The sequence below is a fragment of the Endozoicomonas ascidiicola genome (assembly GCF_001646945.1).
Classification (GTDB): Bacteria; Pseudomonadota; Gammaproteobacteria; order Pseudomonadales; family Endozoicomonadaceae; genus Endozoicomonas; species Endozoicomonas ascidiicola.
Genome location: NZ_LUTV01000005.1, coordinates 395,735 through 402,952 on the forward strand (window position 1 = coordinate 395,735; position 7,218 = coordinate 402,952).

General features: G+C 47.6%; 7 protein-coding genes. 6 read left to right on the forward strand and 1 reads right to left on the reverse strand.

The window, feature by feature from the left end:
• From AKL11_RS25690 to AKL11_RS15620, 6 genes are all read left to right on the forward strand, one after another.
• The coding region (locus AKL11_RS25690) for a hypothetical protein (protein ID WP_172807304.1) at nt 1-197 on the forward strand (197 nt) is incomplete at its 5' end.
• A 550-nt stretch (nt 198-747) separates the two neighbouring features.
• Nucleotides 748-1,131, forward strand: coding sequence for a MerR family transcriptional regulator (locus AKL11_RS15600; RefSeq protein ID WP_067519086.1), 384 nt, complete (start codon nt 748-750; stop codon nt 1,129-1,131).
• Between the two features lie 45 nt (nt 1,132-1,176).
• The gene (locus AKL11_RS15605) at nt 1,177-2,346 is read left to right on the forward strand and encodes an isovaleryl-CoA dehydrogenase (RefSeq protein ID WP_067519088.1); all 1,170 of its coding nucleotides are present in this window, start codon (nt 1,177-1,179) and stop codon (nt 2,344-2,346) included.
• Between the two features lie 22 nt (nt 2,347-2,368).
• Nucleotides 2,369-3,976 (forward strand): carboxyl transferase domain-containing protein, encoded by a 1,608-nt coding sequence (locus AKL11_RS15610; protein ID WP_067519090.1) that lies wholly within the window; start codon nt 2,369-2,371, stop codon nt 3,974-3,976.
• 14 nt (nt 3,977-3,990) lie between these two features.
• A complete protein-coding gene (locus AKL11_RS15615; RefSeq protein WP_095210422.1) occupies nt 3,991-4,827 on the forward strand; it encodes an enoyl-CoA hydratase-related protein in 837 nt (278 codons plus the stop codon).
• A complete protein-coding gene (locus AKL11_RS15620) occupies nt 4,824-6,764 on the forward strand; it encodes an acetyl/propionyl/methylcrotonyl-CoA carboxylase subunit alpha (protein WP_067519092.1) in 1,941 nt (646 codons plus the stop codon). Before AKL11_RS15615 ends, AKL11_RS15620 begins: the two co-directional genes overlap by 4 nt.
• Before the next feature lie 229 nt (nt 6,765-6,993).
• Here the strand turns inward: AKL11_RS15620 and AKL11_RS25695 are convergent.
• A partial coding sequence (locus tag AKL11_RS25695) for an IS30 family transposase (RefSeq protein WP_172807305.1) occupies nt 6,994-7,218 on the reverse strand: 225 nt, incomplete at its 5' end.

A 7,218-nucleotide genomic window follows, 5' to 3' on the forward strand; every position in this document is an offset into this window, starting at 1 on the left:
GTCAATTTCTGGTCCGTGGTCTTGAAGCAGTGTCTGCTGAATGGGATCTTCTGTGCATGAGCTTTAACCTGAAGCGGATGTTTACGCTGATGCTGAAAGATCTTCAGGAAAGTATCATTTTTATGCAGTTTATAGCGGTTTACAGGTTATTTGTCGTATTTATTTGGATATTTGGGCATAAGAGACTGACGACATAAACAGTGCTTCCAGACTGGATTCTGTGATTTTTGACTTTATTGCTGCCCATCTCCGGTTTTTACTTTCAAGTCCGACAGCCTCCTAGATCACTACCCTCAGGAAGCCACTTACACTCCTCTTAAGGGAGCGCTAACATCACAACTGGAAAAATTAAACAGTAATTCACGTGAAGCTCAAGCAGACATTGCGCATTATCAAAGCGAAGTCAGCAAGATAAACAAGATATTCCCAAATCAAGTTCTTGCAAATGGCGATCCTCAAGGTTTTATAAACTGCTTGCCAAAATAGTATTTTTGTTGCGCTTTTATATACCAGCGAGGAAATGCTTAGGATAATTTCCTCGCTGCCATTCAGCACTTGAAACAATCAAACAAATATAAGTTCTATTTTCATTAACTTCAGCATTGATGCTGACGTCAATACGCTTGACCTCACCTCCAGACAACTATCCACAAAATCCAGCCCAATGATTTCATAGTTTACGTTTACGTAAAGGGAATCTATACTCTGCATTATATAAGTGCACAAATTATCAGGGTTGCCTTCGATATGCCTGAAACGACGTTTACCATCTCAGAGCTGGCTCGAGAGTTTGATATCACCCCGCGAACCATACGCTTCTATGAAGATGAGGGGTTGCTCAGCCCTGCCCGCAAAGGCATGCAGCGTGTGTACAGCAAAAAAGACCGTGTGCACCTTAAGCTGATCGTGAGAGGTAAGCGGCTGGGCTTCAGCCTGGCGGAATCCAGAGCACTGATCGAAATGTACGACCCAAGCTCACAGAATACCGACCAGCTTCAAGCTTTACTGGATGCTATAGACCTCTCCAGTGAGCGTCTTGCACAACAGCTGGCGGATATTCAGATTATGAAAGATGAATTAGCTAACGCCAAAAAGCGTTGCCAGAAAGCGATGCGAGACCATAAAAAGTAAATACCCACAATCCTGAATTAATAAAAATAACAGTGAGGATTAGCCATGAGCCAGTACAGCCAACTCAATTACAACCTTGGAGAAACCAATGACCTGTTAAGAGATCAGGTCAGGCAGTTTGCTGAAAAAGAAATCGCCCCCCGGGCAGCGGATATCGATCAGAGCAACCAGTTTCCCTCAGATTTGTGGCAAAAAATGGGGGACATGGGATTGCTGGGGATTACCGTCAGTGAACAATTGGGCGGTTCTGATATGGGCTATCTTGCCCATGTTATCGCCATGGAAGAGATCAGTCGTGCATCTGCCTCTGTGGGGCTAAGCTACGGAGCACATTCCAACCTCTGTGTTAACCAGATTCATCGTATGGGAACTGAAGCACAGAAAGATAAATATCTACCTGACCTGATTAGCGGAAAAGCAGTTGGCGCTCTCGCCATGAGCGAACCCGGTGCCGGTTCTGATGTGGTGAGCATGAAACTCAGAGCGGAAAAGAAAGGCGACAAATTCATTCTGAATGGCAACAAGATGTGGATTACCAATGGTCCTGATGCTTCCACCTATGTGATCTATGCCAAAACAGAGCCGGAAAAGAAATCCAGAGGGATAACGGCCTTTATTGTTGAGCGGAATTTCCCCGGATTTTCCAGAGCACAAAAGCTGGACAAGCTGGGCATGCGAGGTTCTAACACCTGCGAACTGGTCTTCGAAGATTGTGAAGTGCCGGAAGAAAATATTCTCGGCGCCTACAACGGCGGCGTTGAAGTATTGATGAGTGGGCTGGATTACGAGCGTGTGGTGTTATCCGGCGGTCCAACCGGCATTATGCAAGCCTGCATGGATGTGGTGGTGCCTTATATTCATGATCGACAGCAGTTCGGTAAGGCCATTGGTGAGTTCCAGCTGATTCAGGGCAAAGTGGCGGATATGTACACCCGAATGAATGCCAGCAAAGCTTATCTTTATACGGTCGCTGCCGCCTGTGATCGTGGTGAGACAACTCGAAAAGATGCAGCTGGCACGATTCTTTACTGCGCAGAACAAGCCACCTCTCTGGCACTGGATGCGATCCAGATTCTGGGCGGGAATGGCTATATCAATGATTATCCAACGGGTCGCCTGTTGAGAGATGCCAAGCTTTATGAGATTGGTGCTGGAACATCAGAAATTCGTCGTATGTTAATCGGTCGGGAGTTGTTTCAGGAAACCGGCAACTAATTAATGGATTAAGGAGTTTCTTATGGTTGCGCTTACCACCAACATTAATATCGACAGTGTCAGCTTCAGTGACAACCGTCGTCAGATGCAGTCACTGGTTGACGAGCTGAATAAAACCTCTAAACGCCTGAAGCAAGGGGGTTCAGAGAAAGCCCGGCAAAAGCACACCAGCAAAGGTAAATTGCTCCCTCGGGATCGCATTGCCATGCTGATCGATCCCGGTTCCCCCTTTCTCGAAGTTGGGCTGCTCGCCGCTGAAAATGTCTACGAAGATTATGTGCCCTGCGCCGGTGTAGTTGCTGGTATTGGACGAATTTCTGGCCGTGACTGCATGATTGTAGCTAACGATGCCACCGTAAAAGGTGGGAGCTATTTTCCCCTCACAGTCAAAAAGCATTTGCGGGCACAAACCATTGCCGAACAGAACAATTTACCGTGTATTTATCTCGTAGATTCCGGCGGAGCTAATTTGCCCAGACAAGATGAGGTCTTTCCCGATAAAGATCATTTTGGTCGTATATTCTTTAATCAGGCCAATTTATCCGCCAAAGGTATTCCACAGATTGCTGCTGTCATGGGTTCCTGCACTGCCGGTGGCGCTTATGTGCCCGCCATGGCCGACGAAAGCATTATTGTACGACAGCAAGGCACTATTTTTCTGGCTGGTCCTCCCCTGGTAAAAGCCGCCACTGGAGAAGAAATCAGCGCAGAAGCACTGGGCGGAGCAGATGTTCACTGTCGTCAGTCTGGTGTTGCTGATCATTACGCCAATAACGATGCTCATGCCATTCAACTGATTCGCCAATCTGTCTCCCGGCTAAACACCGTAAAAAAAGCTGAATTAGATCTGAAACCGAGCCGTGAGCCTTTGTACGACATCAGTGAACTCTACGGCGTTGTGCCAACGGACTTGCGTCAACCCTACGATGTGCGGGAAGTGATTGCCCGAGTCGTTGATGATTCCGACTTTGATGAATTCAAAGCCTTATTTGGCGAAACATTGGTCTGTGGGTTTGCGAGGGTTCACGGCTATCCGGTAGGCATTCTTGCCAACAATGGCATTCTATTTTCAGAGTCCGCCCAGAAAGGCGCACACTTTATTGAACTGTGCTGCCAGCGTCGTATTCCCCTGGTGTTTCTGCAGAACACCACCGGCTATATGGTGGGTTCACAGGCAGAATCCGGCGGCATTGCCCGCCACGGTGCAAAAATGGTGAACGCTGTGGCGTGTGCAAAAGTGCCGAAGTTCACCGTAATCATCGGTGGCAGCTTTGGTGCCGGTAACTACGGCATGTGTGGGCGCGCTTACGATCCACGATTTCTCTGGAGCTGGCCCAATGCCCGTATTTCCGTCATGGGCGCAGAACAAGCGGCAGGTGTTCTTGTTCAGGTCAAACGGGATGCCATGGAAAAGCAAGGTACGCCATTAACGGAAGAACAGGAAACAGCCATCCGTCAGCCCATTCTTGATAGCTATGAGCATCAGGGAAACCCTTACTACGCCAGTGCACGACTCTGGGATGATGGAGTCATCAATCCGTTAGAGACGAGAACAGTCCTTGGGCTCGGTCTTTCAACCGCCATGAACGCACCGATTGAAGACACCCGGTTTGGCATATTCAGAATGTAACAGGACTCATTACCATGACCGCTTCGAATAATAATAATCTGGTGCTGAATCTGCTTCTACTAGAAGTAGAGCCCCTTAAAAACGGCAGTGGTGTTACAGCCACGCTGTGTTTAAACCGACCTGAAATGGGCAATGCGCTCAATGAAGCTCTGATTGCGGAGTTTCACCGAGCATTGGATGAGCTGGACCGACTGCCTGTTCGATTGTTGATACTGAAATCCAGTGGCAAGCACTTCTGCACCGGTGCTGATCTCAATTGGATGCGCCAGTCAAAAGATCTCAGCCAAGAAGACAATTTCAAAGACGCGCAACAATTAGCTCAACTGATACAGCGTCTGGATCTTTTCCCTGCGCCCACACTCGCCTTAATTCAAGGTGCCGCTTATGGCGGTGCGCTAGGGTTAATCACCGCCTGTGATATTACCATTGCAGCAGAGTCTGCCCGCTTCTGTTTAAGTGAAGTGAAGCTTGGGTTAATGCCTGCGGTCATCAGCCCCTATGTGGTTCGCGCGATGGGTGAACGTCAGGCCAGACGGTACTTCCTCTCCGCTGAAACCATCAATTGCTGGCAGGCTCAACAATTGAACATTATTCACGAACGTTGTCGTGAAGATGAGTTGGCTGCAACTGCACAGGCGATTGCAGAACAACTTTTGCAAAATGCACCCATTGCCATGGCCGAAGCAAAACAGCTGATCCGTACGGTGAGCAACCAAACTATCAACGAATCGTTAATCAATACTACCTGCGAGAAAATCGCCAGGGTTCGAACCTCTGAAGAAGGCCAGGAAGGTTTATCCGCTTTTCTGGAGAAACGAACGCCTGCCTGGAAAGCGGGAGGCAACTCATGATTAAACGACTGTTGATTGCCAATCGTGGTGAAATTGCCTGTCGGGTTATTAACACCGCTCACGCCATGGGCATCGAAACCATCGCTATCTATTCAGATGCGGATGCTCAGGCTCTGCACACCCAGCTTGCGACCAAAGCCATCTATATTGGCCCAAGCCCTGCGAGCGAAAGTTATTTAAAGGCTGACCACATTCTGGAGATCGCCAAACAGGAAGCGGTTGATGCGATTCACCCGGGCTATGGTTTTTTATCAGAGAACGCAGGTTTTGCTGAAGCTTGTCAACAAAGTGGAATTATCTTTGTTGGCCCACCCGCTTCTGCCATCGATGCCATGGGTTCAAAAAGTGAAGCCAAAAAGATTATGGGGGAAGCGGGTGTTCCGTTAACGCCGGGCTATCACGGGGACAATCAATCCGATGAACAGTTAACGAAAGAAGCGCAGCTCATTGGCTACCCATTATTGATTAAAGCCGCCTATGGTGGGGGCGGAAAAGGCATGCGGGTTGTGGATAACCCATCTTCTCTGCAACAACATCTGGATTCTGCACGACGGGAGGCAAGTAAAGCCTTCGGTAACGACAAGCTATTGCTGGAACGTTTTGTCACTACGGCTCGCCATGTAGAAGTTCAGATTTTTTTCGACCACCATGGTAATGGAGTTTATCTCTTTGACCGTGATTGTTCATTGCAGCGTCGTCACCAGAAAGTCATCGAAGAAGCGCCGGCGCCGGGTTTGTCGGATGATTTACGCAAAGCGATGGGGAATGCTGCCGTTGCTGCGGGTAAAGCGATTGGCTATCAAGGTGCCGGTACGGTGGAGTTTCTATTGGAAGGCGAGCAGTTCTATTTTATGGAAATGAACACTCGCTTGCAGGTAGAACACCCGGTAACAGAGATGATAACGGACCTGGATCTGGTGAACTGGCAGCTTACCATTGCCGCCGGAGAACTTCTGCCACTTCAACAGCATGAACTATCCGTCAATGGTCACGCTATAGAAGCGCGTCTTTATGCGGAAAATCCCCGACAAGATTTCCTCCCCGCATCCGGTCGAATTTTCTCACTGGCATGGCCTGAAACCCACGGCAATCTAAGAATTGATACCGGCATTAAAAAGAGCGACAGTATCACCGCCTGGTACGACCCGATGGTTGCTAAAGTGATTGCCCGGGGTGCAACCCGTGATGCTGCCATCCAACGGTTACACGAAGCGTTAATGGATTACGGTCAGGCGGGTGTTTACGATAATCGTGATTTCTTAATACATCTGCTGAAAACGCCGGACTTCCAACAAGGGCTGTTGAGTACTCACTTTATCGAGCAACATCCGTTTTCATCTGAACTAGACGATCAATATCAGGTACTTTCCCTTGCCGCTATTTATCAGTATGAAGATCAACGTCAGCGTGTTGAGATAGCTGCTACTTCCCTACAGCTTCAATCGATTGTGCATCTCACTTTGGATGATCAGCTATATCAGATTCGCATCCATAAAGATGTGGATACCTATCATCTGCACTTCAATGATCAATCATTAAGCGTGATTGCCCACTGGCAACAGGAGAGTGAAGGCAAGTCATGTCAGTTCACATTTACCGCCTCCAGCAACATGGCAAAGGGTCGTGTGATTCCAATGCCCGGCGAGCAGCTAAAGGTTTTTCTTCCTGACACCAGCTATGAAGTCACTCTGCCCGGCCATAAGATTGACCATGATAACGATCAGGATCATAAACCGGTCGCCCCCATGAGTGGAGCGATCACGGCCATTATGGTTAAAGAAGGTGAAACGGTTGATCAAGGTGCTCCCCTGGTCATTATGGAAGCCATGAAAATGGAGCACTGTATTGCAGCCCGGGAAGCTGGCGTGATTAAGCAGATTCATTTTCAAACCGGTGATCAGGTGGCTGCGGGGTCACAACTGCTCTCATTCCAATAAGAAATATTATCTGGGTTGAGGAACTTTTTAGCTATTTATGAGACTAATGTTATATCTTGGCGTTTCAAGTACTTATTTGATAGCTCATTTGTCTTTCAAGACTTTAAACGCTATGCCAAAACTTTATCAGAGCAGCAAGACAGAATTGTTTTTCTTTAAGGATTGTCCATGAATAACTGTACTATCTTGAATTCAAGTAATAAATACATAACCCATAACTTTTCTTACATCAATCCCAGTTAACTCTTTGCTCTTTGAAAGCCTCATAAGGTGTTTTGTAGTCAAGGCATTTTCTAGGTCTATTATTCAGCTTATCAACCGCTATGATGACTTCTTTTTCTGTAACGTTATTAAGCTCCATCGACTTGGGGAAATACTGCCTGAGTAGCCCATTAGCATTCTCATTCTGACCTCTTTCCCAAGAGTGATACGGAGCAGCAAAGTAACTGTCACA